This is a genomic window from Blautia ammoniilytica (assembly GCF_025566965.1).
Lineage (GTDB): Bacteria > Bacillota > Clostridia > Lachnospirales > Lachnospiraceae > Blautia_A > Blautia_A ammoniilytica.
The window spans coordinates 23,743-50,023 of record NZ_JAOQJL010000028.1 but is presented as its reverse complement, the minus strand read 5'-3'; the positions used below and the strand labels follow the sequence as shown (position 1 = coordinate 50,023).

The 26,281-nt window shown below is 40.8% G+C and carries 25 protein-coding genes and 1 tRNA gene; 1 reads left to right on the top strand and 25 read right to left on the bottom strand.

Annotation, left to right across the window (positions count from 1 at the left end; genetic code table 11):
- Positions 1 to 59 precede the first annotated feature (59 nt).
- From OCV61_RS13175 to OCV61_RS13090, 18 genes are all read right to left on the bottom strand, one after another.
- The gene (locus OCV61_RS13175; RefSeq protein ID WP_005929973.1) at positions 60 to 218 is read right to left on the bottom strand and encodes a Maff2 family mobile element protein; all 159 of its coding nucleotides are present in this window, start codon (positions 216 to 218) and stop codon (positions 60 to 62) included.
- Between the two features lie 83 nt (positions 219 to 301).
- A complete protein-coding gene (locus OCV61_RS13170) occupies positions 302 to 694 on the bottom strand; it encodes a helix-turn-helix domain-containing protein (protein ID WP_118629860.1) in 393 nt (130 codons plus the stop codon).
- A 3-nt stretch (positions 695 to 697) separates the two neighbouring features.
- Positions 698 to 1,018: a hypothetical protein gene (locus OCV61_RS13165; protein WP_002304332.1), complete on the bottom strand. Its 321-nt coding sequence runs from the start codon at positions 1,016 to 1,018 to the stop codon at positions 698 to 700.
- Between the two features lie 12 nt (positions 1,019 to 1,030).
- Positions 1,031 to 2,782, bottom strand: a complete 1,752-nt coding sequence (locus tag OCV61_RS13160; RefSeq protein WP_148342135.1) for a VirD4-like conjugal transfer protein, CD1115 family — start codon at positions 2,780 to 2,782, stop codon at positions 1,031 to 1,033.
- The gene (locus OCV61_RS13155; protein WP_002304320.1) at positions 2,782 to 3,264 is read right to left on the bottom strand and encodes a PcfB family protein; all 483 of its coding nucleotides are present in this window, start codon (positions 3,262 to 3,264) and stop codon (positions 2,782 to 2,784) included. The genes OCV61_RS13160 and OCV61_RS13155 overlap by 1 nt, the downstream gene beginning before the upstream one ends.
- Positions 3,265 to 3,300: 36 nt before the next feature.
- Entirely contained in the window at positions 3,301 to 3,612 is a 312-nt protein-coding gene (locus OCV61_RS13150; RefSeq protein ID WP_117416131.1) for a DUF5720 family protein, read from the bottom strand.
- Positions 3,613 to 3,622: 10 nt separating this feature from the next.
- Positions 3,623 to 4,264 (bottom strand): DUF3846 domain-containing protein, encoded by a 642-nt coding sequence (locus OCV61_RS13145; RefSeq protein WP_158422177.1) that lies wholly within the window; start codon positions 4,262 to 4,264, stop codon positions 3,623 to 3,625.
- Between the two features lie 54 nt (positions 4,265 to 4,318).
- Positions 4,319 to 4,846: a hypothetical protein gene (locus OCV61_RS13140; RefSeq protein WP_148342137.1), complete on the bottom strand. Its 528-nt coding sequence runs from the start codon at positions 4,844 to 4,846 to the stop codon at positions 4,319 to 4,321.
- 8 nt (positions 4,847 to 4,854) lie between these two features.
- Positions 4,855 to 5,781 carry a ParB/RepB/Spo0J family partition protein gene (locus OCV61_RS13135; protein WP_148342138.1) on the bottom strand — a complete coding sequence of 309 codons (927 nt, stop codon included), beginning with the start codon at positions 5,779 to 5,781 and terminating at the stop codon, positions 4,855 to 4,857.
- Positions 5,738 to 6,565, bottom strand: a complete 828-nt coding sequence (locus OCV61_RS13130) for a ParA family protein (protein ID WP_148342139.1) — start codon at positions 6,563 to 6,565, stop codon at positions 5,738 to 5,740. The genes OCV61_RS13135 and OCV61_RS13130 overlap by 44 nt, the downstream gene beginning before the upstream one ends.
- Before the next feature lie 6 nt (positions 6,566 to 6,571).
- Positions 6,572 to 7,501 carry a DUF6017 domain-containing protein gene (locus OCV61_RS13125; protein WP_148342140.1) on the bottom strand — a complete coding sequence of 310 codons (930 nt, stop codon included), beginning with the start codon at positions 7,499 to 7,501 and terminating at the stop codon, positions 6,572 to 6,574.
- A complete protein-coding gene (locus OCV61_RS13120) occupies positions 7,498 to 7,701 on the bottom strand; it encodes a hypothetical protein (RefSeq protein ID WP_242700963.1) in 204 nt (67 codons plus the stop codon). The genes OCV61_RS13125 and OCV61_RS13120 overlap by 4 nt, the downstream gene beginning before the upstream one ends.
- A gap of 569 nt (positions 7,702 to 8,270) precedes the next feature.
- Positions 8,271 to 8,347: transfer RNA gene (locus tag OCV61_RS13115), tRNA-Arg, on the bottom strand.
- A 210-nt stretch (positions 8,348 to 8,557) separates the two neighbouring features.
- Positions 8,558 to 9,427, bottom strand: coding sequence for a DUF3881 family protein (locus tag OCV61_RS13110; RefSeq protein ID WP_158422176.1), 870 nt, complete (start codon positions 9,425 to 9,427; stop codon positions 8,558 to 8,560).
- Positions 9,428 to 9,536: 109 nt separating this feature from the next.
- The gene (gene serS / locus OCV61_RS13105) at positions 9,537 to 10,832 is read right to left on the bottom strand and encodes a serine--tRNA ligase (RefSeq protein ID WP_158422175.1); all 1,296 of its coding nucleotides are present in this window, start codon (positions 10,830 to 10,832) and stop codon (positions 9,537 to 9,539) included.
- 168 nt (positions 10,833 to 11,000) lie between these two features.
- Positions 11,001 to 11,525 (bottom strand): DUF4446 family protein, encoded by a 525-nt coding sequence (locus OCV61_RS13100; RefSeq protein WP_158422174.1) that lies wholly within the window; start codon positions 11,523 to 11,525, stop codon positions 11,001 to 11,003.
- A gap of 9 nt (positions 11,526 to 11,534) precedes the next feature.
- Positions 11,535 to 12,482 carry a ParB/RepB/Spo0J family partition protein gene (locus OCV61_RS13095; protein ID WP_158422173.1) on the bottom strand — a complete coding sequence of 316 codons (948 nt, stop codon included), beginning with the start codon at positions 12,480 to 12,482 and terminating at the stop codon, positions 11,535 to 11,537.
- Positions 12,482 to 13,249, bottom strand: coding sequence for a ParA family protein (locus tag OCV61_RS13090; protein ID WP_158422172.1), 768 nt, complete (start codon positions 13,247 to 13,249; stop codon positions 12,482 to 12,484). The genes OCV61_RS13095 and OCV61_RS13090 overlap by 1 nt, the downstream gene beginning before the upstream one ends.
- Before the next feature lie 1,574 nt (positions 13,250 to 14,823).
- Here OCV61_RS13090 and OCV61_RS13085 point away from each other — a divergent pair.
- Positions 14,824 to 15,783, top strand: a complete 960-nt coding sequence (locus OCV61_RS13085; protein WP_158422171.1) for an alpha/beta fold hydrolase — start codon at positions 14,824 to 14,826, stop codon at positions 15,781 to 15,783.
- Between the two features lie 781 nt (positions 15,784 to 16,564).
- Here the strand turns inward: OCV61_RS13085 and OCV61_RS13080 are convergent.
- From OCV61_RS13080 to mnmE, 7 genes are all read right to left on the bottom strand, one after another.
- Positions 16,565 to 18,304 carry a DUF4340 domain-containing protein gene (locus OCV61_RS13080; RefSeq protein WP_158422170.1) on the bottom strand — a complete coding sequence of 580 codons (1,740 nt, stop codon included), beginning with the start codon at positions 18,302 to 18,304 and terminating at the stop codon, positions 16,565 to 16,567.
- Positions 18,304 to 19,782, bottom strand: a complete 1,479-nt coding sequence (locus OCV61_RS13075) for a GldG family protein (RefSeq protein ID WP_158422169.1) — start codon at positions 19,780 to 19,782, stop codon at positions 18,304 to 18,306. The genes OCV61_RS13080 and OCV61_RS13075 overlap by 1 nt, the downstream gene beginning before the upstream one ends.
- A gap of 12 nt (positions 19,783 to 19,794) precedes the next feature.
- Complete coding sequence (locus tag OCV61_RS13070) at positions 19,795 to 20,658, bottom strand: ABC transporter permease (protein WP_158422168.1); 864 nt, start codon at positions 20,656 to 20,658, stop codon at positions 19,795 to 19,797.
- Positions 20,642 to 21,778, bottom strand: coding sequence for an ABC transporter ATP-binding protein (locus OCV61_RS13065; RefSeq protein WP_158422167.1), 1,137 nt, complete (start codon positions 21,776 to 21,778; stop codon positions 20,642 to 20,644). The genes OCV61_RS13070 and OCV61_RS13065 overlap by 17 nt, the downstream gene beginning before the upstream one ends.
- 298 nt (positions 21,779 to 22,076) lie before the next feature.
- Complete coding sequence (rsmG, locus tag OCV61_RS13060) at positions 22,077 to 22,826, bottom strand: 16S rRNA (guanine(527)-N(7))-methyltransferase RsmG (RefSeq protein ID WP_158422166.1); 750 nt, start codon at positions 22,824 to 22,826, stop codon at positions 22,077 to 22,079.
- Positions 22,827 to 22,892: 66 nt separating this feature from the next.
- Positions 22,893 to 24,761 carry a tRNA uridine-5-carboxymethylaminomethyl(34) synthesis enzyme MnmG gene (gene mnmG / locus OCV61_RS13055; RefSeq protein WP_158422165.1) on the bottom strand — a complete coding sequence of 623 codons (1,869 nt, stop codon included), beginning with the start codon at positions 24,759 to 24,761 and terminating at the stop codon, positions 22,893 to 22,895.
- A gap of 20 nt (positions 24,762 to 24,781) precedes the next feature.
- Positions 24,782 to 26,155: a tRNA uridine-5-carboxymethylaminomethyl(34) synthesis GTPase MnmE gene (gene mnmE, locus OCV61_RS13050; protein WP_158422164.1), complete on the bottom strand. Its 1,374-nt coding sequence runs from the start codon at positions 26,153 to 26,155 to the stop codon at positions 24,782 to 24,784.
- Between the last annotated feature and the right edge of the window lie 126 nt (positions 26,156 to 26,281).

Genomic DNA, 26,281 nt, shown 5'->3' with positions numbered 1-26,281 from the left:
TTCTTGTAGCCTGCCGCTGATACCGTCTGGATTGTGCATTCCCTTTCTTTTTGTTCCCTTTAATTAGCCATGAACTGCTTCATACCCTGGGACTTTGCGCCGGGGTTATCGTTGCCGTAGCCCTCAAGCAGATTGATTGCACCCCAGATGCCAAGACCTGCGCCCAGAGCGATAACGAGAGTCTGAAGAACGGTTACTGCGCTATTGAAAAATGCCATAATATTTTCCTCCTAAAATTTGAAATTGTTTTGAGAATAGAAAAAGCCCTCCGTACTACCGGTATCAAAACCGGACGGAAGGCTTAGTTTGCGAGAATCTTTTCAAGGAACTCCTCAACGGTTATCACGCCAAGTTTCTGTTCCATTCTGCTTCTTGCATATTCAGTTTCACAATCATATATATCACCACCACCTTTCATGAGAAACAGCCAATACATTGACTGCAACAAATCTTCACGAGAAGCACAGATCGTCGGTGAAAAAACAGCAGGTGAAACCTTCAGAACCTCTGCGAGTTTCGCTGTGGTTTCTGCATTAGGGGTTCGAGCGTTTTTCTCATACTGAGCAATACGGACATCCGCTGTTTTCTCGGAATACCCCATCAGGAGTCCAAGCTCTTTCTGTGTAAGGCGGCGAAATCGTCTAATGAACTTCAAACGCTGCCCAATAGAGGTATCTGTGATCCACCAAGTCATTTTTTACACCTCGCTTTCTGCAAATTCTCGATATACAACCTCATTTTTTGCTCTGCGTTTGCCTACGGCTTCACTGGGAGCAAGGTCAGGGTAGGTTGCCTGCACTTTCTGTCTGCTTCTGCGGACAGTTTCAAACCCCGGAAAGCTGCGTCTATCCAGTTCCTTCAAAAACACAGGAACCGTCATGGCATGAATGTCGATGCCACGCAGCCCGGAATAGTGTTCCAGTACCATCAGGTACAAATGATTGTCGGTATTTCTTGCCTTGTGGTCGTGTTCCAAGATGTTCTTAACCAGGGCAGATACCGTTTTCAGATTTTCCAAACAGAAACCTCCTTAATCCGCATCGACTACCACAAACTCATCACCTGCCTTGAGCTTCAACCTTCGACTCAGAAACTGTTCAATGTTGAACTCATTTCTCTTATCAAAGTCTGATGTGTACTTATAATTGGGGTGCTGCGTCAGATCGTACTTGTCAGAAAGAAACGGTCTGACACCACGCAACTGCAAAATACACTTGCTTCCATCCAGAACCGCAAGCTCATCTACGCTCGCAAGGTCTTTGCCTAACTTCTGATAATTCAAGCCGTAAGACGGGCTGTTACCTCTGGTGTTGGAGGTGTTGTAGGTGTCGATAGTTTCTTTTCCCAATGCCTGATTTAGTTCTTTAAGCGTGGTTGGCTCAGAACCACCCAGGAAAATTCGGGAATCCATGTTGCCGATGATGGTATCGGCATTGTCTTTATAAATGGCTTTCAGCTGTGATTGTGCCTGGAGAACAAGGCAAGCTGATATTTCACGGCTTCGGATTGTCGCTACCAGTTTTTCCAGATTGGGAATCTGACCGATGTTTGCCATCTCATCAATCAGGCAGCGCACATGAACCGGCAGTCTGCCGCCGTACACATCATCTGCTTTCTCGCACAGCAAGTTGAACAGCTGTGTGTAAATCATGGAGATCAAAAAATTAAAGGTCGCATCCGTATCTGACATAATCAGAAAGAGCGCCGTTTTCTTATCTCCGAGAGTATCCAACTGCAACTCATCATAGGCAGTCACATTTCTGACCTCCTGAATATCAAAAGGAGCCAGACGAGCGCCGCAGGAAATCAAAATCGACTTAGCGGTCTTGCCGGCAGCCAGCTTGTATTTTTTATACTGACGGACTGCAAAGTGATTTGGCTTTTTCTTTTCCAGGGCTTCGAACATCAGATCCACCGGATTCTGGAACTCCTCATCATCTTCCCGCACCTCCATTGCGTTCAGGAACTCAATCAGGGTGGAGAAATTCTGTTCCTCAACCGGAGCTTCATAGTGGATATATCCGATCAAGGCGCAGTAGAGCAGCGTTTCCGCCTTCGTCCAGAACTCGTCACCGGCTTTTCCATCACCCTTTGTGTTGGCAATCAGCGTTGTCACCAGTTTCAGAATGTCTTTTTCTGAATGGATATAGGCAAAAGGGTTATAGTGCATCGACTTCTGAAAGTTGATGGTGTTGAAAATCTTTATGGTGTAGCCATGCTTCAAAAGGGCGTTGCCGCACTCAATCACGATGCTGCCTTTGGGGTCAGTGACCACATAGGAGCTGTGCATCTGGAGAAGGTTTGGCTTCAACCAAAAGCGAGTCTTACCGGAACCCGAACCGCCGATAATCAGAACATTCTTATTTCGGGCATTGGCAGGATTCTTCGGGCGATTGCTCATCATCAACCGCTCCGTTTTTGTCAGGATCACATTGTCCTCGAACTTTGGTGCAATAAACGGCTCAATATCTTTTGCCGTTCCCCAACGAGCAGAACCGTACTCAACATTGTGTCGGTACTTCTTTGCGTTTTTGCCTTTTAGATAGACAGCCAGCCGGAGTCCTGCGCCGCAGAAAATGCCAATCAGCAAATCCAACGGGTGAAAGCTGGGCAACGGATTGTTCAGGGCTATCGGAAGGGCATTAAAAAAGCTGAGGATTTTCGCAGATGAATCTGCACCCTCAGCCAATCTCCATGCTTCTCCTAAATTCGTAGCGAACAACCCTACCAGAAAATACGGTAAATTCAGAATCAGGAGCTTTTTAATTTTTCTCTTATCCATCACAGATCACGCTCCTGTTTCTTCTCTCGAACCTTCTTCGGAATCGCTGCGACAATTTCCTTGAACTTCTTCAGTTGCGCCAGAACGCTCGGCTTTTCATTCTTGGTTAATGCCCTTGCCTGATGTTCCTTGCAGATCGCATCCAAAGCATCTGCATCTTTGGAACGGACAAAGACAAGAAACCGGGGAGGATCAACGGACTTATCTTTCCTTACGGCAAAGTCCACGCCGTACTTCTTGGCGAGCTTTTCAAAATCACGGATACTCTCTTTGTCGATCTCAACATTCGTAGCACCCTGATTCTGTCCCAAAAGCTGTTTCACGGATTGTTTTCCATGAACGGCAGGGTCTCGTGCCTTTTTCATTTTCACTTTTTCCCGGTGCTGCAAATACTTGCGGATACCGGCAATGATAGTGCGCCCCGTCAGCTTGGTAGTGCTGATCGCCAGGTTCACTGTCCTGTTTTCAACTTCTTCCTGCATGATTCATCACCTCCTGCAAGCAGTAGAGTGAACAGATTATCGTGCCATATCTCTGTGGTCGTAATACAGATTGCCCTTGGCAACTGCGGCATGGCTGATAATCTTGATATTGCCAGCTTTCTGGTTATCCAGAGCCTTCTGATAACCCACATCGCTCAAATACAGGCGATTTCTTTCGCCTTTCCAACCGACAGGCGATTCATCGGTCAGCACATCGAAAATAATCATGTGCTTGGTGGCTTCATCAAATCGTGCCAAGTCCATATAGGTATGTCCCTGGTACTCCTTGGCACCATCCTGAATCCGCTTTCGCTCCATCAGCTCTCCAATCGTCGAATTTCTTTGCATAAGAACCTCCTTACAGAACATCTCGGTCAGGGTTAATTTTATGGGGAACCGAATCAGCTTTGACAGGTGCATCTTCTTTCTTCACCATGTCATCCGGCAGGGGAAGCGCCATAATGCTGCGCCCCATGCGTACAAAAGTCTCAGGCTGATGAAAGTGTTCCTCAAACTGCTTCATCAGTTCCGGGGACAGAGAACAAAAATCCTCCTCACCCAAACCAACCACCAGGAAATCACCGGCGATAATGTCATAAATATCGCCGTCATCATCACGCAGCGCACGGTTCAGGTCTTTGCCTGCGAGTTTACCTTCGTCGTGCATGAGCAGTGCAACCGGCTCATTGAACGGATAAGTTGCCTCAATATCGCCACCTACGGCTTTCTGCAACTCCTCCAGCTCACAGCCGATCTGCACAGCCTGCGGATACATGAACGGCTTTACCAGCAACACATTCATGGTATCTGCCTGTTCTTTCTGAACCTCCCGTTCCTCGGTCGTGCCGAACGCAACACCGGTAAAGTTTTCGGAGTCCAGAATGTACTCCGAATTGTAATAAGCGGCTCTAACCTGTTCCTCTGCCGCATCGTGAGATTCTGCTTGCACCGTAACCGTTTTCTCCAAGGTTTCGGTAATCTTCACATCGTATTCTTTCAAGTTTCGATACCTCCGTTTCTTTGGAAATAAGAAAAGCGACCATCCATGAACCTGTTACAGTTCATAAATAGTCGCATCCGCATCGGCTAAAAGCTCGAACAAGCAAATATCGTCCAGTTCGCAAATCAGGGAACCCATGTCGAAGAAAATATCGTCCTCGCATTCCACCGTAGTAACTACACTGCGGTGTTCGTTAAGACAAATGGCTTCTTCCTTGTCCATCGTAATCGTGGACATACAGGACACCACATAGAAGGTCATATCTTCTGTTAACCACAGCTCCTTGCTCTGAATCGTGCGAACTTTTTCATTGCCGCTCGTATCTTCTACATAGGACAGAAGCCGCACGGCTCTGCTGTTCAGAAGTACCGTTCCCTGATAGTCGATACCCTCACCAGCAGAGGACAATACTCGGTACTCGCAAACCATCTCGGCATTTTTCTGGAACGACCTTGCCAGAAGCGTAGGAGAAATATCATCGAACTCCTCACTGTAATTTACGAGCATATCTACCATATAATCAGGATCGCAAAGGTCGTAGAGTTCTTCCAAAGCGCCCTGAATGTTTTTGGGTGTAAACATTTTTTACCTTACCTTTCCATAGATTTTTCTCTTTTTTTCTGCCACTGTTCCAAAAGCTGAATAATTTTATCCTCCATCTGCTTGTTGGTATAGGACTTCGGGAAGTATTTTCGCAACGAATCCGTTTTGAAGGTTACTCTGTCCAGCTCTCCCTTCTTGATTTCATTCATAATCTCGCACATCGCATCCAGCGTACACTCGCCCTCCTGTGCGAGCTTTTTAATTCGCTGTGCTTGCGAAAGGGAAGGAGCTGCTTGAGCATAATCCATTGCAGAAAGAAAATCCTGCTGTTCTTCTCTTGCCAGATAGGAAAGCTCCACCGCAGGATTGAATTTGATCTGACCCGTATCCACCATATCCAACAGTTCCGGAATCAGTTCGGTTAGACGGATATAGCGTTGCACATTCTTGTAGCTTTCACCGGTTCCTTCAGCCACTTTTTCTACTGACAACAACTTCTGGACAAGTTGTCCAGAAGTTAAATCTGTCCTTTCGCCCTGATGTTTAATTGCATCCAACTTCATCTTGTAGGCAAATGCTCTTTCGCTCGGAAGAATGGTTTCTCTCTGCAAATTCGCATCGACCATCAGAATAATGGCTGCATCATCGTCCAGGTCACGAACAATCGCAGGCATGGTTTCCTTACCCGCAAGCTCCGATGCCCGGTGCCGCCTGTGACCAGAAACGATTTCATAACCACCATCGGGGTCAGGACGGACAATCGCCGGGGTGAGAACTCCGAAATCTCGGACGCTCTCTGCCGTTTTCATCATTTCTTCATCATCAACCACACGGAAGGGGTGTCCCTCGAAAGGGTGCAATTCAGAAAGCGGAATTTCCTGCACTCGCTCCTGCTGAGATTCGGCTCTGGATTGCTCGGTCGAGAAAATATCATCGTACCCCTTCAAGCTGATGTTTGCGCCTTTTCTCTGCATTGTTTAACACCTCCTTCGTCAAGACTCGGTAAGCATCCGCCACTTTTCCTTTTGGATCATGCTTAAAAATGCTGTGTCCTTCGGCACTGATTTCTTCTGCACGAACAGAGCGGGGAATGTCTGTCTTGTAAACCTTCAGCTTTCCTCCATAGCTCTCCCGAATCAGATTGCTGATGTCTTTGGAATAGTTGGTGCGATTGTCTACCATAGTCAGAAGAATACCCTCAATCCTCAATTTCGGGTTGATTTGTCTCTTGACCTTGTTGATGGTTCCAAGCAGCTGTTCCAGACCCTTTGCAGGAAGGTATGCTGCCTGAACCGGTATCAGCACATTGTCGGCAGCTGCCAACGCATTGACGGTCAGCATACCCAAAGACGGCATACAATCCAGAAGAATGTAATCATAGTTCTGTTTGACCGTATCCAGGTATTGCCTGAGAATGGTTTCCCGGCTCATGGCATTGACCAGTGCAACTTCCATACCGGACAGTTCGATGTTGGACGGCACCAAATCAACGCCCTCCGGATGATGAAGAATCCCTTCACCGGGAGCAATGGGGCTTTCCACCATAATCTTTCCCATCAAATCGGAAAGTGTCGGAGACAGCTCATCCGGGCAGGGATTGCCCAAACTGACTGTCAGGGAAGCCTGGGGATCGGTGTCTACCAGAAGCACCTTTTTTCCTTCAAGTGCCAAGCCAACGCCCAGATTTTCGGTGGTGGTGGTCTTGCCGGTTCCTCCTTTCTGATTGACCACCGCAATGATGGTTGCTTTTTTCGACATTTTTCGTCACTCTCCTTCCTCTCGCTTCATTTTCAATTTCTTAAATCCTCCTTCCAAATATCCGTGTGACATATCGTGCCGAACAAGAGCATCGTAGTAGGTGTCTATTGTCGTCGGCGCATTGTATATCGTAGTCAGCATATACTGACGGATATTTCTAATCTTTGTGGTGTTCTCTTTGAAGCAGTCCATAACATATCGAATGTGTTCGGCATTCAGTTTCATAAACCGACTGCGGACAATTTCTGTCGGACGCTCCTCTGCACCAATGCGAATCAACGGTCGCTTTGTGCAAACCGTTTCAACGATCAGTTCCAGAATGTTATCCAGCATTTCAGAATCGTAAGGGTAATCTTTCTTCAACAAATCCATACTGAGCTGATCCGAGAAATAATCAAAGTATTCTTGATACCGGTCATTCTCGTCCATCATTCCACCATTTCCGGAAGGAAAGATAGAATCAGTATCACTAAATTCAGTATTTTTAATATCAGTATTATTACATTGTGATTTCGGAAGTTCTTGAGTTGTGATTTCCATTGTTCCAGAATTGTGATTTTCACAATTCAAGAGTTGTGAATCCACAGCAGAGATAAAGTTCTTCACATAGATCAGGTTGGGTTTTCCCAAACCCTGACGCTTACGTTCAATCAATCCTGCTTTCTTCTCAAGTTCACTGAGCAGCTTGATAGCCTTTTGTTCAGCACAGTTCAGAGCCATCTTCGCTTCGTCGATTGTAAAAATTATATACACTCGACCGTTTTTATCTATCCAACCATTCTTGGCAGACAGGCTCATGCGGTCAAGCAAAATGCCATACAGCATCTTGGCATCGGCAGAAATATTCCAGAACCTCTCGTTCGTGAACAACACCTTCGGAACTCGATAGAATGTGAATAGATCGGATTGCTGACCGTAAAAATAATCAAAACTCACACGGCTTCACCACCTTCTTTCTGCGGAAAACTTTCTGTTGTCAGCGGAATGCTGCGGAAAGTCGTATCCGTCTTTTCGTAAGGACATCGGGCAAAATAGCAGAAGCGGTATTCCTGTTCATACGCATTTATATCAACGAAGCCCCACTTCACGCATAACCTTCTTCGTACACCAACCAATGCACGGGTGATCTCGCCCATAGGGACAGCCATCACATTCCGACTTAGGTTTCGGTGGCAAAGAGATTAAGTAGTAGCAATTATTTCTACCCAGACGGCAGCCCTTTCTGCCATTCGTCCAATAGTAGCAGTAATGGCAATCGCTCGGCTTGTCTGCGGCATAAACAGGCTTGCTCAAATAAAACACCTCCAATCTCTTGTATTTGCCCATGGTTTTGGGCATAAAAAAAGAGCGCCTATCCATCCCCAATGCGGGGCAAATAGACGCTCTATGTATATAACGATATTCAATTTTATCTGCTATAACTGCATGGTACTCAAAACATCCGCCTTTTTTGATTAGCAGGATTTTTGGCACGATTTTGGGGCTGATTAGCAGGAAGGGCATTTTCATTAGCAAGAACAGCCCGTTTTCTGCTAAAAATTAGCTGGCGATTTTGTCTTATAACAACCGTTCGATTCTGGAGGGGTTGTCAAAAATCAAATTTTGGAGTAGAATTTTATCTCATACAGTGAAAGAGCTTTTTCGTGCCTTTTCATATAAGAAAAGCCGAAAACCCTTGAAAACAAAGGCTTTCGGCGTTGTTAGCTGGCGTCCCAGAGAGGATTTGAACCTCCGGCCCCACGCTTAGGAGGCGTGTGCTCTATCCAACTGAGCTACTGAGACATGGCTGGTTTTATGACTAAGCCCGAAGAAACTCGAACTTGAATCCTATATGAAGTTTTTCCAAGGTGGCCGTTGTAACGCAACCTTAGGAGGCGAGTGCTCTATCCAGCTGAGCTATGACGACACATGTGATTTTATATATTCCAAAACCACATCGACAATTGTACTATATTTGCACCTAAAAGGCAAGGTCTAAATCAAATTTAACTTTTAAAAATGCAGCTGTCCCTGAAGCCAGATGATTCCTTTAAATCTTCTTCCCACCTGCGGTTCTCCAAATAGATCCTGTTTGTTAATGCATATATCAAACTGCATATCATTGCTTTCCACGGTCATCTGATAAAGGTTTTCACCTGTAAGCACATTCTGGAAGCTTACAACATCTCTAATCTCTCCCATAATATTATACTGATCACATTCAATACCATATGGCATAAAATAGGAATCGACGATAGTCAAAATATCATCATTCACAATTCGCTCGGAAATCATTGAATAAGTGTCCATATCTTCCATTGTCAGGCTTTCCATGGCTTCCTCGTCACCATTTCTGGCAGCCTCGATCAAATTAGTACGATTTCTTGTCGATTCCTGAGCCACTATCACTGCTTCCTTATCTTTCTGAACAGGCAGGAGAATTGTTCCCTTTTTGGCAAGTCCGGTAAGGGTCAATGGCTGCCCGCCAAAAGTTCCCTTTGAACTTTCAAGTATATATTCTGCAGGATTTTGCAAATAAAAAATCAATGTTACACCAATTCTAAGATCATCACAGGCACCTGCAAAAGATTCCTTATCCGCATGTCGTTCAATCGTAACTTTCTCCTGTGTGGTAATCCCTGTCCCCCTAAAAAAGGGGAAGGAATATTCCACCTGAAACTGATTGTCTTCATCATACTGTCCGCAGACGGTGATCCCGCAATCACATCCATAATTTTTAGAGAATTCAGCAAAAGCACCATCCGGATGGTTCTCCACAACATATTTTTCGTCATAAGAATCAATCACGTCACGGATCAATTCCTGCATTTCTTTTCTTTTTGTGATCTTTGAAAATCCGATTGATCTCAAATAGCTGTGCACGAAAACACCTCCTGTTTTGCTGTACGTTTAATGACACTTTATTATTTAAAATATCAATGCTTTCTTGTTTCGCTTCAATATTGTGCTGGAAACGCCTTACATATGTGTATTATTTATTGGACTTTTTCTCGATTTTTGTCATTCCACCCATATATGGCTGAAGTGCTTTTGGAATATTAACACTTCCATCTGCATTCAGATTATTTTCAAGGAATGCGATCAGCATTCTTGGCGGTGCTACAACAGTATTATTTAAGGTATGTGCAAGGTATTTCTTTCCATCTGCTCCATTTACACGGATTTTCAAACGGCGTGCCTGTGCATCGCCCAAGTTAGAACAGCTTCCTACTTCAAAATACTTTTTCTGTCTTGGAGACCATGCCTCTACATCCAGGGATTTTACCTTAAGATCTGCCAAATCACCGGAACAGCATTCCAAGGTACGTACCGGAATATCCAAGGAACGGAACAGATCTACTGTATTCTGCCACAACTTCTCAAACCACATTTTGCTTTCTTCAGGCTTGCATACAACGATCATTTCCTGTTTTTCAAATTGATGGATGCGGTAAACGCCTCTCTCCTCCAGTCCATGTGCACCTTTTTCTTTACGAAAACAAGGAGAATAACTTGTAAGAGTCTTTGGAAGTTCTTCCTCTGGGATGATCTGGTCAATAAATTTACCAATCATGGAGTGCTCACTGGTTCCGATCAGGTATAAATCTTCACCTTCGATCTTATACATCATTGCATCCATCTCAGCAAAACTCATAACACCCGTTACCACATTGCTGCGGATCATAAAAGGAGGTACACAATATGTGAATCCCCTGTTGATCATAAAATCTCTTGCGTAAGCGATTACTGCGGAATGAAGTCTGGCAATATCGCCCATCAGATAATAAAAGCCATTTCCGGCAACTCTTCTTGCACTATCAAGGTCAATCCCGTCAAAGCTTTCCATAATATCCGTATGATATGGAATCTCATAATCCGGCACAACCGGCTCTCCAAACTTTTCAATTTCAACATTCTCGCTATCATCTTTTCCAATAGGAACAGATGGATCAATAATATTCGGAATAACCATCATATCTTTCAGAAGCTCTTCTTCTACTTCTTTCTCTCTTACGGAAAGCTCCTCAATACGTGCACCAGATGCAGCTACCTGTTTCTTTACTTCTTCTGCCTCTTCTTTTTTGCCCTGTCCCATCAGAGCTCCGATCTGCTTGGAAATTTTATTTCTCTGTGCACGCAGTGCTTCGACTTCCTGTTTGATTTCTCTGTTTTCTTTATCCAGTTCCAGTACCTTGTCTACCAGTTCAAGCTTATTATCCTGAAATTTATTACGAATATTCTGTTTTACTACTTCCGGGTTTTCTCTTACAAATTTAATGTCTAACATAATGTCCTCCTGATACTAATATTCCTTTTGGTATACTTTCTTTTTTTCATGATCTTATTGTATAGAAAACGTCACTTTGTTTTCTGTTTTTCGTTTTGCATTCTTTTCAAGTTTATTTCTTTATTGTTTTATAACAACAATCTAACCCTGCATTGATACCACACTATTTTACTCCTCAGTCTCAAGATTTCCAAGGCCAAAATTAACAGCTTTTCTCAATGCTTCAACTTCTTCCTGACTTAAAACAACATATGATTCGCCTTTTACTATTTCTTTCAAATACAGGAAACAATTGTCACGGCTATGCACTGCATTTAGTATAAGACCTGTATTATCTTTGTCAAGTAAGGCAAGCGCAAAACTTAATTTTCCACCTACATCATCAAAAGCATCGTACTTTTCTATCCCATATTTGCTGAACATAGTTTCCATATTATGCTTAATAAAACTAATGTCATGTTCATGATCCTCTTTTGCTTCATAAAGCCGGTCAATCTGATTAAATTTTCTCACAAATACCTTTTCCAGTGATTGGGCATCGCTGCCTTTCATGAACATTTTGTACTTACGTTCCAATCGACTGAGACGCATTTTACTGCCCAACACATTTGCCAGGAGAATTAATGTGAGGATCAGCAATATAATGATAATAATTCCTGGATCGATTCCCATGCTGTCAAAAATACTGCTCATAGATTCTCCTTATCTGATAGATTCAAACAGCTCAATAATTCTTTCCAACTCATCTCTTGAATAATATTCGATTTCAATTTTTCCTTTATTATTCTTTTTTCTTTGGATATGAACCTTTGTGCCCATGATTCCTTTCATTTTTTCTTCCAGACTTTCATAGATCACATCCTCTGTAGTACTGCCTACATTTCCCTTTCTTTCTTTTGCAGGCTCAAGAAGCTTCTTTACCAGTTTTTCAGTCTCCCGAACACTAAGTTTTTCATCGAATACCTTCATTGCAACGGAATACTGTGTGTCTGGTTCTGTAATCGCAAGGATTGCCCTGGCATGGCCTGCAGAAATCATTTCATCAATCAGCATTTGCTGCACTTTGGGAGCCAATTTTAAAAGTCTCATTGAATTTGTAACCGCAGTCCTGCTCTTTGATACTCTTTCTGCGATCTCGTCCTGTTTCAGCGAAAATTCCTCAATTAGACGCTTATATGCCATAGCTTCTTCAATAGGATTCAAATCTTCCCGTTGAATATTCTCAATCAGTGAAATTTCCACAACCTGCTGGTCACTTAACTCTTTTATAATTACCGGCACTTCTTTTAATCCTGCCAGTTTTGCAGCTCTCCATCTTCTTTCGCCTGCAACGATTTCGTAATAGTCCTTTTTATTGGATACTAGTAGTGGTTGCAAAACTCCGTACTGTTTAATGGACTCTGAAAGTTCTAACAATGCATCTTCATCAAACTGTTTTCTTGGTTGACTTCGATTTGGCTCAACCTTTGAAATTTTCACGGTTAACACAGACTTGTTATCTTCGCCATGTGAATCCTTACTTTTCACAGATATTTCTGTCGTTTCTACTGAAGTATTTTCTTTTTTAACAGTTGTTTTTACTTTCTCTCCGTTCTTTTCAGGAAACAAAGCATCTAATCCTCTTCCCAATCCTGTCTTCTTTGCCGCCATTACTCACCCTCCCTGTTGATTACTTCCTCAGCCAGGAGGCGATAGCTTTCTGCGCCTGCTGACTTCGAATCATAGATTGTAATTGGCTGACCATAGCTGGGAGCTTCTGCCAGTCTGACATTTCTTGGAATAATAGTTTTATAGATATTCTGATCCAGATTATCCTTTACATTTTCTACTACCTGTAACGACAAATTTGTCCTTGCGTCATACATGGTAAATACAACGCCTTCAATCTCCAGAGAATTATTCAATCTGTCTTTTACCAATTCAATCGTATGGATCAGCTGTGACAGTCCCTCCAACGCATAATATTCGCACTGAATAGGTACCAGTACAGAAGTAGCAGCTGTCAATGCATTGATTGTAAGCATATTCAATGAAGGGGGACAATCCATGATAATATAATCATAATTATCTCTTACTTTATCTATAATCTTTTTTAATATATACTCTTTTTCATCAATACCAACCAGTTCTATTTCTGCACCCGAAAGATTAATATTTGATGGTATCAGATCCACGTTCTGTACCACATCTTCCACAATTGTATTTTCTATTTCTGCTTCATTTAACAGAAGTTCATACAAAGTATTCTCTGTTGAGTTTTTATCAACACCTAATCCACTGGTAGTATTTCCCTGCGGATCAATGTCTATTGTAAGAACCTTTTTTCCCCGTTCAGCAAGACACGCTGAAAGGTTAATTGCTGTTGTAGACTTGCCTACGCCACCTTTTTGGTTGGCAACAGCTATAATTCTCCCCAATGCTCTTCCTCCTTCTTGTGTTACTTCTATTTAAACTCCCCTATTTCCTTTTGATACCAAAATCAAGAATTAATTTTTTGACTTACATTACAGTTCAATCTGCAAATATATATGTTCACATAAACTGTTGTACTTATGTTATCATGAATTTTTGAACTCAGCAACTATATATCATGATACTAGTACAAGTCTAACTCCACATGAGTTTGCTCATAAGTAGATGAAAGACCTTGGCGCACGTCAATATAATTATAAAATCAAAACGTCAAGTTCATATTCAAGACAGTTTTAATCTTTTTCCAGACTGCTCTTTTTGTTCTTTCTGAATCTGATTCTTTTCTAATAAATTATAACACTTTTATTTTTTTCATGCTACATAATGTTTCACGTGAAACATAGAAAAAGATGTTTTATTTGTCAATAAACTTGTGTAATATGATAATTTGTAAAAAGTCAAAATAATTCAAGAATGCCTCGGCATTCTTGCTGCGAGGTGCGCGTCATGCAATTGCATGACATACTTCTCCTGCGCGCCTCTGCAATCCTGCCGGAGGCTATATCAGTTGGGGGATTGACTCCCACCACTGATACCAGCTTGTTTCTCACCACCTATAGAGGTGGGAGTCATCTCCCAGCTGATATAGCCAAATCACATAAGTCACCTATTTCAATTGTAGAAAACAATAAGCAATGGATAGGAGCTTGCGGACTTGATAATATCAGAAAGAGTGCCGTTCCTTCTGATATATTGTGGAGCAGTTATTTTGTTATGAACAAACAGTGAAACAGATTGCGAATGTGGGTTTGAACAAATACGAACCTCATGATTTGAATCCTTTAATGAATACGCATATCTCAATCAGAATTACTTAATGAATACGCATATCTTACTCAGAATTATTTATAACCAAAGTAACAGACATCATTCATGAAAGAAATGAATCTTAATGAATCTGTCCTATACATTTCAAAGCTTCAACAAAAATCCAGAATGAATTTAGTAAAGCGTACTGAACGATAATTAATCAAATAATGCAAGATAATTTTTATTCAGCAAAAGAAAAAATTATTGATGTAGTTGGCTTTAACTCAAGTATTGGATATGTATATGCCGCAGTGAGAAAATAAGACCAGTTATTTGTAAAACAATGTACCGGTAAATAATTGATATGAATAACAAAAATGTTTTATGTTACATCCTAATAGGAAACTTAACATTGTAAATTCACCAAAATTGGCTTATAATATGAACTATAATGTAACTAAAAAGTATTTTCATAGTTACAAAGAAAAATGGCAGCTATTCAGAAGATAATAACCCGTAAAATTTTTGACATGTATTTTGCCAAAATTCCGAGACATACAAAGCAAATACCATCACCAAAAGTAATTTGACGCTCACTTCTTGTAATAGTGGTCGTCACCTCGCATCCAATATAACAAGAAGACTTTTGGGTATGCATATTACAAAACAGTCCGTATATTCATGCTCCGTAAGTTTTTGCTATTTGAATTAATTTAGATTATTATAATAATTTTTAATGAGAATTTTTTAATCATCAGGAGGGATTGTAATGAAAGAACATAACCGAAAAATTATTACTCTTGCAGCTCTGACTACAATTGCTGCCGGAATTATCCATGTAGCAAACCGCTGTATTGCTGCATCCTCCCAAATTAAGAATTTGCTTCCAGCAACTGAAAACCAATATTATGATTGGAGATTTGGAAAGGTTTTTTATACAAAAAGAGGATCTGGAAGTCCAATATTATTGATTCATGACACAATAACAGGTTCTTCAGGATATGAATGGTCATTAACTGCTGATCGTCTTGCAGAAGAGCATACTGTATATACCATTGATCTTTTAGGTTGTGGTCGTTCTGATAAGCCTGGAATCACATATACTAATTTTTTATTTGTACAGTTGCTTTGTGATTTTACTAAGAATGTAATTAAAGAAAAAACAGATGTAATTGCTTGTGGTTTTTCATGTTCTTTTATTACAATGGCTTGCCGTTATGACAATACCTGTTTCAATAAAATTATATTTGTGAATCCACCTAGCATCAATTCCTTAAAGCAATATCCTTCTGAAAAGAATAAATTATTCAAATATTTAATTGAATTCCCCGTTTTTGGAACATTAATATATCATATGATTGTTTCACGTGAAACAATTAGTAATTTGTTTATTGATAATCTCTATTTCAATCCGTTCCATGTAGATGATCGAACAATTGATGCTTACTATGAATCAGCTCATAAAGGTGGCTATTATGCCAAATACATGTATTCCAGTCAAAAATCCAAATACATGAATATCGACATTAGCAAAAGTATTCAGGAAATGGATAATAGCATATATATTCTAACAGGCGAAGCTGAATATAAAAGAGAAGCTATTGTTGATGAATATATGCAGTTAAATCAGTCTATAGAAACATCCGTTATAGAAAAAAGCAAGCATTTTCCACACATGGAAAATGTACCAGGATTTTTAAATGCTGTTTCTGATTATCTAATTCAATAATCTAGATTTGCATATATTCTGGATTTTAACAACATAACTGCGGAATAGTGATTCGGTTATGACAAGTAACAAAGCGGATTGCAAATATCCGTTAAATTACAATTTCAAATAACAAACAAATTGGTTTCACTCCTACTAAGTCCCTCAATTTCTCGAGGGACTTAGTACTTTTTCATGCCAGTAGTGGCATTTTTCAGTAAACATATTTCACTTGTATCTAATACAGTGAAAATTAAATATCTACTATATTGACGCAGAATGATTTTCTCATATGCAAGGTGGAGGGTGGAGGCGTAGTGGTGACTACAGCGACTGCCGACAACACAACATACGGAAAATAAGGCAAGTCAATATGGTGGTTGCTTAATATTCACTATACCAGCACATCCTTGCGAAGCAATTTATATGTACTAGTGATATTACTCTGTAAGATTCCCATTACAACTAAAAGTGACGGTGATAAATCACAACACTCCAAATATCGGACTTCAAACCCAATTTTGGATGTTAAAAATATCACCGTCACTTTTATCACTTTTTAACTCAGATGAGAAGGCCCCACTTCTATAAGTGATGAGTAATAAGAAATACTCCATGGGATAGCATAGCACAAAGTAATTCGTAGATATCATAATTTGGGGCTTTTACCCTATCATCATTATAATAGCACTTATCAAACCAAGGATAAGATAAACTCCAGATTACTTGACAAGCCAAAGATTTCTGATAAATTTTATATGTCTTGAAAATTTCAAAACTATATCATTCGTTTTTCAGTCGCCTAATCTACATCTACACCATTTGTATTATCAGTATTATCTGCTGAATTAGAATCTTCATCAGTAGCATTCTCTTCACTTACCAAATCCGAATTTTCATCAGATGATTCAGAATCTGTTTGTCCTACAAGAGTTTTATAACTATCAATCAATTCTTTTACTGTCATCTTATTTACCAAATACACCTTCTGACCAACAACAGCTGCATAAAAATTGGTATCATATTGATAATAGTCAATCTTTGTCTTTTCACCGTCTACATCTTCTAATTCTACATCAAAATCTGATTTATTGTTATTTTCATATTTTTCCGTCAGTCGTTTCTGTCCGGTCATATTAATCAGCTTATTATAAAATGTAGTAAATGGAGTGCTGTCATCCATTTCTGTTCCATCCAGCTGATAGCTTAAGGTTGTAGTACTTGTTGTGGAAGAATCATCACCACTATTATCCTCAGATGTTTCACGTGAAACATCAATTACATGCGTCTCTCCCTGATATTCTGCCTGCAAGCTTTCAAGATTGTTTACAGAAAGATAGCTTACTGTCATATCCCAGAAATCTTCTTTTGTTTTTCCAAGGAATACAGATAATGTATCATTTGAGATAGTGTATATTTCTTTACTGTTATTTACCATTACATATCTTCCGTCATCATCAGACTGATCACCTACAAGAATTGTCATCTCACGATTCACCATTCTAGTCTGAGTATCTGATGAATCCGTAACAGAGGTATCTTCCTCTGTAGAATCCGTAGCGGAGGTATCTTCTTCTGTAGAATCTACAGCAGAGGCATCATCCTTATCTTCTGTAGAATCCATAGTAGAGATATCTTTCTTGTCTTCTGTAGTGTCCTGCTCATCTGTGGAATTTTCTTCAGATGCATCTCCATCTTCTGTAGGATCACTTTTCTCCTCCACTTCCTCCTGATAATTAATGGTAATGGTTCCATAAGGTTTATCCAGACCATACTCTGAAAGATCTTTACAATTGTAATTTACAAATGATCCATAAGCAATGCTTGCAATCGATGAAGTAAGACTGCTGACTTTTGCGGAGTCTGCTTTCTCGGCCCCGTCCTGATCCTTGATATTCCAAAGCCCAGTATTATTATCTTTGGTCAAAGTGTAACTATCATCATTTTCATCAACTGTAACATTGCTGACCGTTGAAGAATCTATAACAGGGAATGTTCCAGCTTTTGCATAATCATACAAGGTCTTCATAAATGGCTGGAATACTGAATCTGCTACAACATAAATTTTTGACTCATCTTCACCATTTTCTACATAATACTGACTTGTAGATGCATTTTCCATTCCCACATGCAGTACTGTCTCTTTACCATCTTTATCAGTTATCGTAATAGTATTTGTAGGATCATCTAAGCCATACTCCGTAGTATCTGTAACATTGTCCAGAACACGATCCGCTTCAACATTATTCAGACTTCCTATGGCCTCAATCAGTTTATCCTGATCTACCGGAAAGTCCCTTTCATCGCTTTTAACCCATTCATCATTATTTTTTTCAAAAGTAACTTCTTTCTTATCAATCACAAATTTGATTGAATGAACATCCTCAGAGGAAATGGAGAAAACCTGGGTTTTCTCCTCTTCCTCTTCTGCATTTTCTTTTTCTTCCTGTTTGGCCACATATGTCTTAACACCTACATATACACCGCTTAAAACGACTAATACTGCAACTGCAGTTATCAGATTCATTGATTTTTTCTTCATCAGGCTTTTCTCCTCTTAAACCAGATCACAAAACCTGCCACTAAAAAGATACCAGGGATCAAACCAATTGTACAAATCTTCCAGAAACTTGCATCATAATCAGATATTGTCAGATATGATACTTCCAGGCTCTTGGACGGAATAGAAACAGTGGTTGTTTCCTCTGTAGATACCATAGAGTTAAGGCTTTCTGTTACAAGCTTCTCATTTCCTCCGGAAACCAGCTGATTCATTTGCGAATCCATAATATAGGAAGAAGAATAGTAGATTATTTGAGTCTTTTTTCCATCTCCCACATCTTCTTTTATGCTTACACCAAGAGCAAACGGTCCTTCTACATCTCCGTCTTCCTTTTCCAGCGTCTCGCTTTGCAGGTTTGTTTTTGAATAAGCACTGTCAGATGTTGTAAGAATATCCTCAACGGTTACAGTATCTCTAACATCATCAAGCTTCTGGATTCCCTGTGCGTAAGGCATGATAATATAATATCCGGAAGAGGCTGTTTCAGAGGATGCGTCTGTACTGTTAACAGTAGGAAGCAAATAATATGGCATCTGCATTCCGTAATGCTGGTTATCTCCCTCAAAAACAATGCCATCAGCTGCTTTTACTCCGTAGTTTTCAAGCACAGCAGCAAAATTGGTCAATGTACTCTCTGTATAATCGGAGAAGACCATTGCTTTTCCCCCATTTTCCAGATAATCCAACAATGCTGTTTTTTCATCCTCAGAAATATCGCTGGATGGGGAATCGATCAGCAGACACGCTGCATCATCTGGCACACTACCCTCACTGATCAAATTCAGAGTCTTGATCTCCATATTGGCTTTTTCAATATCTTCTTTTATGGTGCTGTCCAGTTCTTTCTCTCCATGTCCTTCCAATGTATAAAGAACAGGAAGATTCTCTGTTGTTACATAAGCAATCGCACTTGTGATCTGTCCTTCTCCATCAAATCCGGTTGTTTGGTAACTGTAAGTATTATAATCCATTGTAGATTCGTACATGTCATTATAATTCACTACTTTATTTCTGTCGCCACAAACAACGATCAGACTATTAGAAGATACCTGATCACTGGTATATTCAGAAACAAATTTGGGACTTACAACCGGATCCTTCAATTCAACCTTCACATGTTTGGACTCATCTGCATATTTCTGAAGCAGATTACTGATAGTTTCGTCTTCAGAACCACTTTGAGCAATCTGATAGATGGTAACATCCTTGTCCAGATTATTCAGGACTTTCTTTGTCTCATCACCAATACTGTACAGCTGCTGATCACTAATATCAATCTGCGTATACTTGGATGGCAGTTTTCCTACGATCATGTTGATCACTACCACGATTGCCACAAAAATCACGATCAACAGCGTACTGTAAGAGCCGTTCCGCAGATATTTCTTATTAAGCGGCATCTTTTCCTTAGATTCTTTTTTTGTCTGTTTGTTTATATTTTTTCCTAACAATTTCATTTCTCCACCTCCTTAATTCCAGCGTCTCTTCACGATTGACTGGACAGTAAGGAATATACAGATTGCAATTACAGAAATAAAATATACAATTCCTGTTACATCCAAAATATTATTCGTAAAGTTCTCGTAATGTGCACTCAGGTTAAACACTTCCAGAATCTTTTGAATCCCGCCTTCAAAAATACTGGACTTCACTATATATGTGACGACAAGTGCGGCTTCTCCGCAGATACAGATGACTGCTGATATTATTGTATTCTTAATCATAGTATAAATAATGATACAAAACGCAAGAATCAGGCAACCAAATGCAATACATGTAGAAAGTGCTGTCTGTGAAAAGAATGAGGAAATCCCACTCATCATATAAAATGCAAACAGAAATACAAACGTAAGCACTGCTGCGATCACCTGGCTTTCTGTTATAGATGAAAAGAATACGCCAATGGCAATATTGGCACATCCAAGAAGAAAGAACCCAAGAATCGCTGTGTAAGCTCCCTTATAGGATATAGTTCCAAACTTTGACATGATCAGCGGATATGTGCACATCACTGCCATCGGTATTGCAAAAACAGTTACCAATGCCAGATATTTTCCCATTACAATGCCTTTAACAGACACAGGGGATGTAAGAAGCAGCTGGTCTGTTTTCTGCTTTCTTTCTTCTGCCAATACACGCATAGTAAGAATGGGCACACTAATAAGAAATACAAACGTAAGCGCACTCATAGTATACTCAAACTTTGGATAAGCGGATGAAAGCTGATAGGCAGAAAAATAAATTCCTGCTAAAACAAGGATAAAAAATATAAACAGGTATCCGATCATGGAGGTCAGATAGCTTTTTAGTTCTCTTTTATAAACGGCTGTCATCTGGATTTTCCTCCTTTTCTGCCGGTCCGTTTACAGATCCAGCACTTGTTTCTATATCCACATCTGCAACGCTTTCTGTATCTTTTTCTGCAGCTATATCTGTTTCAGTATCTGTATCCATATCTGCGTCTGAAATGGCTGCTTCTGACTTCTTATCAGTTTTTTCATCTTTTGCCTGATCTTGCTTTTCATTTTCGGTAAGCTCAAGGAATACTTCCTCAAGAGAAGCCCTCTTTGTTTTCATCTCAAGGATTGGGCAGTCAGCTTTAACCATACTGTAAAATACCGCTTCTCTTATATCTTTATTTTCATCCAGGGTTAGCGATGCATTCCAAATATTTTCTTCAGATGATTTTTCCAGTTTTATCTGTTTAATTCCTTCCACTTCAGCAAGTGCGTTCTGAATTTCACTGCGATTTCCTTTGATCAGCATATTCAGATTATTAGATCCTGCTGCCAGTTTAGCCAAATTCTCCGGTGTATCACTGGCAACCAGCTTCCCGTGGGAGATAATCAAAACATAATCACATACCGCACTGACCTCTGACAGAATATGTGAACTTAAAATCACAGTATGCTTCTTTTTAAGACCTTTGATCAGTTCCCGGATCTCATTGATCTGTTTCGGGTCAAGACCAACGGTAGGCTCATCCAGAATGATCACTTCCGGATATCCCAGCACTGCCTGAGCAATTCCTACCCTCTGCCTGTATCCTTTGGATAGATTCTTGATCAGACGATGTTTCATGTCCGTTATTTTAACCATATCCATAACTTCTTCGATCATGGACATTTTTTTTGCTCTTGGAATTTTTTTAAGATCAGCGACAAACCGCAGGTACTCAAGAACCGTCATGTCAAAGTAAAGAGGTGGCTGCTCCGGAAGATAGCCAATACATTTTTTCGCTTCCTCAGGCTCCTCCAGAATATCATGCCCATCAATAACAACGCTTCCTTCTGTGGAAGCAATATAGCCGGTGATCATATTCATGGTAGTAGATTTACCGGCTCCATTTGGTCCTAGAAAACCGTAGATTTTGCCTTTTTCGATAGAAAAAGAGAGATGGTCAACCGCTTTGTGATCTCCATACCGCTTGACCAGATTATTCACTTCAATCAAGTTCTTCTCCTCCTTTTTTTGCTGTGAAAGTCCAGGATGACTGCTGACTTTCATATATGGTAATGCGGCTCATAGGCCACATTTCCACACAGCAAAAATGCCTCAGCATTTTTGCCGCATGGATACTTCTTTAACATATATTTTATGTTTAAGATGTGAGGAAAATTGTATGATTGTGTGAAAAAAGTGTGATAGTTATGTGTTTCAAATGTGAAATTTCAGGTGTTTTATCCAGTATTTTTTCTAGTATTTTATGTGCTATTTTTCGCAGTATTTTATCTGATATTTTATCTGGTATTTATGATAGTATTACCGCTCCTAATGGCTCTTTGGAAGGAAGTCCAGCCTTTCTTGGATACTTCTTTGGTGTTGGTTTTGCCTTGCGTATCACCACAAAGGATCTGTCCATATCTGTGTCTGCAAGGGAAAAACGCACCACCTCTTCTCTTTGTCCTCCCAGGATCTTTACAGCCTTTTCTGCCTGGATAAGCTCCTGGTCAACACTACCGGACTTATAGGAAATAAAGCATCCGCCCTGCTTGACAAATGGGATACAATACTCGGAAAGTGTACTTAAATTAGCAACAGCACGGGATACACAAAAGTCAAAACTCTCCCTGTATCCCTTCTGTTTTGCATAATCTTCGGCTCTTCCATGCACAGTATTGATCTTTGTAAGCCCCAGCATTTCTGTTACCTCATTCAGAAAATTGATTCTTTTATTCAGTGAATCCAGCAAAAGGATCTCCAGCTCTGGGAAAGCAATCTTCAGCGGGATTCCTGGAAAACCGGCTCCTGTTCCTATATCTATCAGCCTTTTTCTAGCCAGCTTTTCCGGCTTAAAACAGCTGGTTTTTACCACAGCAAGACTGTCAAGAAAATGCTTAGTGATCACTTCTTCATATTCTGTAATCGCCGTAAGATTCATAACTTTATTCTTCTCTACAAGGTATTCATAATAGGTGAGAAACTGCTGTTTCTGCTCCCCGGAAAGGGTAATAGAAAGCTGTTCCAGCCCTTTTTCAAATGATGTCAGATCATAATTCATCCGGATTTCCTCTTTCTAAATAAATGTGATGTTGGGTGCAAAACACCCAACTATTTTAAGAATGTTTCAGTGGGACAAATATACCAGAAGTACAGAAATATCTGCGGGAGATACTCCTGAAATTCTGGATGCCTGACCAATGGATACAGGCCTGTAAAGTTCCAGTTTTTGTTTTGCTTCCAGACGCAGGCTTCCTACCTTTTCATAGTCCAGATCTGCAGGTATCTTCTTTTCTTCCAGCTTCTTAAACTGCTCCACCTGCTTCAGCTGACGACGGATATATCCGTCGTATTTCACATTAATATTTACCTGTTCCTCCACATCCCTGGACAGCTTTGGTCTTGCCGGATCAATAGACTGGATCGCATCATAAGAAAGCTCCGGTCTGCGGATCAGTTCTGCAAGTGTTGTACCGGATTTTAATGGTGTGCTTCCTAAGCTTTCCAGAAGCTGCTGTACCTGCGGTGTTCCTCCAATAGTAGCATTTTCGATCCTCTTAATCTCATCTTTAATTTGCTGCTCTTTAACAAGGATCTTCTGATAAGTGACATCATCCACAAGCCCTACCTGCCATCCTTTTTTACGCAGACGCAGATCTGCATTATCCTGCCGGAGAAGAAGCCTGTATTCTGCACGACTTGTCATCATACGGTATGGTTCATGGTTTTCCTTTGTTACCAGGTCATCTATCAGCACTCCGATATATGCCTCTGAGCGGTCCAAAATCAGCTGTTCCTGGCCTTTTACCTCCATAGCCGCATTAATTCCTGCTATTAATCCTTGAGCCGCTGCTTCCTCATATCCGGAGCTTCCATTAAACTGTCCTCCACTGAACAATCCTTGGATTTTCTTAAATTCCAAAGTGGGATAAAGCTGCCTTGGATTAATGCAGTCATACTCAATTGCATATGCATTTTTCACGATCTTTGCATGCTCCAGACCAGGTACTGTATGGTACATAGCCTTCTGCACATCCTCAGGCAGGGAGCTGGACATACCTCCGATATACATTTCATTTGTATATTCACCTTCAGGCTCAATAAACACCTGATGCCTTTTTTTATCTGCAAAACGTACTACCTTATCCTCAATAGAAGGACAGTATCTGGGACCTGTTCCGTGGATCATTCCGGAGTAAAGAGGAGATCGATCCAGATTATCCCGGATGATCTTATGTGTCTCTTCATTGGTGTAGGTGAGCCAGCAGGATTTCTGAGGGATCTGTACATCTTCCGGATCAGTAGAAAAGGAAAACGGCACTACTTTTTCGTCTCCGAACTGTTCTTCCATCTTGCTGTAATCAATGGTATTTCCTGCGATTCTGGCCGGTGTACCGGTTTTAAAACGGAACATTTCAATTCCCAGCTCCTTCAGGGAATCGGTAAGATAATTAGCTGCCTGAAGGCCGTTAGGTCCTGTATAATTGCTTATATCCCCATAAATACACCTTGCCTTCAGATAAGTGCCTGTACAAAGAACTACTGCTTTACAATGATAAATAGCGCCTGAATATGTTTCCACACCTGTGATCCTGCCATCCTGTACCAGCAGCTTTGTCACCTCGCCCTGACGAATGGTAAGGTTCTCCTGATTTTCCAGTGTTTTACGCATTTCATTGCTATAAGCCTGCTTGTCTGCCTGGGCACGAAGGGAATGAACGGCCGGTCCTTTGGAACAATTCAGCATCTTTGACTGTATAAATGTTTTGTCAATATTCTTCCCCATTTCGCCGCCAAGTGCATCCAATTCTCTTACCAGATGTCCCTTGGAACTGCCGCCGATATTAGGATTACAGGGCATAAGCGCAATACTTTCCACACTGACTGTAAACATAATGGTATTAAGTCCAAGGCGTGCCCCTGCCAGTGCTGCCTCACAGCCTGCATGCCCTGCACCTACAACAACAATATCAAAATCTTCTTCTATTCTTTTCATTTGCTGTCTGCTCCTTTTACCTATTTTCCCATACAGAATTTACTGAATATCTCATTTACCAGATCTTCGCCTACCGACTCCCCTATGATCCTTCCAAGGCTCTCATAAGCGCTCATAAGATCTATGGAAAAGAAGTCTTCAGGCATATCATCAATAATACTTTGTTCCACCATTTTCAAGCTTGCCAATGCATCTGTAAGGGCTTCCTTATGCCTTGCATTTGTAATATAAACCTGGTCATTAAAAGTGATTTCCCCTTGAAAGAAAAGCTTCCGGATCTGTTCTTCCAGTTCTCCTATCCCAGTCTCTTCTTTAGCCGAAACCGGAATTACAGGATGTGAAACCAGTGCCCGAATATCTTCTGTTGTAACAGCCGGATCCAGATCTGTTTTATTATAAAGCACAATGGCTTTTTTTCCTTCCAGCATCTTCATGATCTCATGATCATTTTCATCAAGAGGCGTAGACGAATCTACCACATACAGGATCAGATCTGCGTCCTTTGCCAGCTCCTTTGCCTTCCCTACGCCAATCTTTTCAACCACATCCTCTGTCTGCCGTATTCCTGCAGTATCTGCCATTTTCAGGGTGATCCCATGAAGATTAATATACTCCTCAAGCACATCTCTGGTAGTTCCTGCAATGTCTGTAACAATAGCCCTGTTTTCCCCTGTCAGAAGATTCAGCATGGAAGATTTTCCTGCATTTGGCTTACCAAGGATCACTGTGCGGATACCCTCACGGATCATTTTTCCATCTGAAGCTGTTGCAATCAGATGATCCATCTTCTTTTCCTGTATTTTTACTACTTTAAGGAGCTGCTCCGGATATCCATCCAAACTGATATGTTCCGGATCGTCCAGTGCAGATTCAATATATGCAATATGGTAGATCAGCTCACTACGGATCTGTGTGATCACTTTTTTTACAGAACCCTTCAGCTGGCTCATAGAACAGTTCAAAGCTGACTGATTCTTTGCCTGGATCACATCCATCACTGCCTCAGCCTGGGACAGATCCAGCCTTCCGTTTAAGAATGCCCGTTTTGTAAATTCACCTGGCTCTGCAATCTTAGCTCCGTTTTTCAAAACTGTTTCCAGTACCCTGTTCATGGCATACACACCGCCATGGCAATCGATCTCTACAGTATCCTCTCCTGTAAAAGTGCGAGGTGCCTTCATGATCATTACCAGAACCTCATCTACCAATTCCTCTCCATCATAAATATATCCATAATGAATAGTATGAGATGCCGCTTTACGGATATCCTTTTTCCCGCCTTTGGATCTGTAAATCCGACTGATCACATCCATGGATTCTTCTCCACTGATACGGACGATCCCAATGCCGGATACACTGACAGCTGTAGAAATTGCAGCGATGGTTTTTTCCATTTTCATTCTCCTCTTGTTTTTTCAATAAAAAAATGTTACTCCAGGTGCACCTTGCTATGCTGGAATATATCCCGAATAACAAAGCTGCTTTTCTATCTTTCACCTAGAATAACATCTTTTCAGTTT

Bases quoted from the DNA above. Each gene is read 5' to 3' on its own strand.
- OCV61_RS13175 (WP_005929973.1), bottom strand. From the start codon at position 218: ATGGCATTTTTCAATAGCGCAGTAACCGTTCTTCAGACTCTCGTTATC.
- OCV61_RS13170 (WP_118629860.1), bottom strand. From the start codon at position 694: ATGACTTGGTGGATCACAGATACCTCTATTGGGCAGCGTTTGAAGTTC.
- OCV61_RS13160 (WP_148342135.1), bottom strand. From the start codon at position 2,782: ATGGATAAGAGAAAAATTAAAAAGCTCCTGATTCTGAATTTACCGTAT.
- OCV61_RS13155 (WP_002304320.1), bottom strand. From the start codon at position 3,264: ATGCAGGAAGAAGTTGAAAACAGGACAGTGAACCTGGCGATCAGCACT.
- OCV61_RS13150 (WP_117416131.1), bottom strand. From the start codon at position 3,612: ATGCAAAGAAATTCGACGATTGGAGAGCTGATGGAGCGAAAGCGGATT.
- OCV61_RS13140 (WP_148342137.1), bottom strand. From the start codon at position 4,846: ATGTTTACACCCAAAAACATTCAGGGCGCTTTGGAAGAACTCTACGAC.
- OCV61_RS13135 (WP_148342138.1), bottom strand. From the start codon at position 5,781: ATGCAGAGAAAAGGCGCAAACATCAGCTTGAAGGGGTACGATGATATT.
- OCV61_RS13130 (WP_148342139.1), bottom strand. From the start codon at position 6,565: ATGTCGAAAAAAGCAACCATCATTGCGGTGGTCAATCAGAAAGGAGGA.
- OCV61_RS13120 (WP_242700963.1), bottom strand. From the start codon at position 7,701: ATGGGCGAGATCACCCGTGCATTGGTTGGTGTACGAAGAAGGTTATGC.
- serS (WP_158422175.1), bottom strand. From the start codon at position 10,832: ATGTTAGACATTAAATTTGTAAGAGAAAACCCGGAAGTAGTAAAACAG.
- OCV61_RS13100 (WP_158422174.1), bottom strand. From the start codon at position 11,525: ATGAGCAGTATTTTTGACAGCATGGGAATCGATCCAGGAATTATTATC.
- OCV61_RS13095 (WP_158422173.1), bottom strand. From the start codon at position 12,482: ATGGCGGCAAAGAAGACAGGATTGGGAAGAGGATTAGATGCTTTGTTT.
- OCV61_RS13085 (WP_158422171.1), top strand. From the start codon at position 14,824: ATGAAAGAACATAACCGAAAAATTATTACTCTTGCAGCTCTGACTACA.
- OCV61_RS13080 (WP_158422170.1), bottom strand. From the start codon at position 18,304: ATGAAGAAAAAATCAATGAATCTGATAACTGCAGTTGCAGTATTAGTC.
- OCV61_RS13075 (WP_158422169.1), bottom strand. From the start codon at position 19,782: ATGAAATTGTTAGGAAAAAATATAAACAAACAGACAAAAAAAGAATCT.
- OCV61_RS13070 (WP_158422168.1), bottom strand. From the start codon at position 20,658: ATGACAGCCGTTTATAAAAGAGAACTAAAAAGCTATCTGACCTCCATG.
- rsmG (WP_158422166.1), bottom strand. From the start codon at position 22,826: ATGAATTATGATCTGACATCATTTGAAAAAGGGCTGGAACAGCTTTCT.
- mnmG (WP_158422165.1), bottom strand. From the start codon at position 24,761: ATGAAAAGAATAGAAGAAGATTTTGATATTGTTGTTGTAGGTGCAGGG.
- mnmE (WP_158422164.1), bottom strand. From the start codon at position 26,155: ATGGAAAAAACCATCGCTGCAATTTCTACAGCTGTCAGTGTATCCGGC.